The organism is Nostoc sp. UIC 10630 (genome assembly GCF_010747425.1).
Taxonomy (GTDB): Bacteria; Cyanobacteriota; Cyanobacteriia; order Cyanobacteriales; family Nostocaceae; genus Nostoc.
The window spans coordinates 1-741 of the sequence record NZ_JAAGOG010000477.1; the positions used below are offsets into that span (position 1 = coordinate 1).

The 741-nt window shown below is 40.4% G+C and carries 1 protein-coding gene and 1 pseudogene; both read right to left on the reverse strand.

The genetic code is table 11. From position 1 onward, the window contains the following. Positions 1 to 246 (reverse strand): sigma-70 factor domain-containing protein (locus G1O98_RS38475; protein WP_345940648.1); only part of this gene is annotated, 246 nt, incomplete at its 3' end. 263 nt (positions 247 to 509) lie between these two features. After that, positions 510 to 741: pseudogene (locus tag G1O98_RS38480) on the reverse strand (abortive phage infection protein); the annotation flags it as partial.

The following is a 741-nucleotide window of genomic DNA, read 5'->3' on the forward strand; positions in this document are numbered from 1 at the left end:
GTTTGCTGTCACCATTTTTTGTTTGGCTCGTTGCCCAAGATTTTGTATTTGAGCTATTTCCAATTCACTTTTGTCAACATCAACAGCTAATTCGACCATTGTTGGCTCACGATCTAGTTGTTGGGTGAGTTCATTTTTTCTTTGCTCAATTGCCATGATTTGCTGTACCTGCCTGCCATAAGCAATTTCTTGGTCTGCGGTTAGCATTGGGTAACGACCAATCTCTTGCAAATAGATACGAACCATGTCTGGACTCAGGCTGGACATACGACAAAACTTTTTTGATATTTAGACGAACCTAAAAGTATAAATCAAATCACTGAATTAATTTTCCTGATTTCAACAGCTAAAAATATCAACCTGAGATTGCGATAAATAAATTCAACCTAGAACAGAATAGTACTAAGTTAATCGCAAAGCCCTGATATAACAAGATTTTTGAGTGTGGAGAGTGTGGGGGGAAGAAATCTTACCCCCCACGCTCTCCACACCCTGCCAGCAAGGAGGTTTCAGCTTTTCTTAGTGCCATTCGGGGCAGTAGTCGCGTTGAGTTCATCCCTTTTCTTTTTTCCCCTCTTATTTGCACCTTCTGTCACTTTCGATTCTTCTTCTTGCTTATTAGAGTTGACCATTTTCACCAAGTGCTGATTTAGATAACTCTGCGCCGAAATGTACAAACTTTCCCAAATCTCTTGATTGCGGCTGATTTTTGTACCGACTGTATTTCCTGCTGTTTTCTCC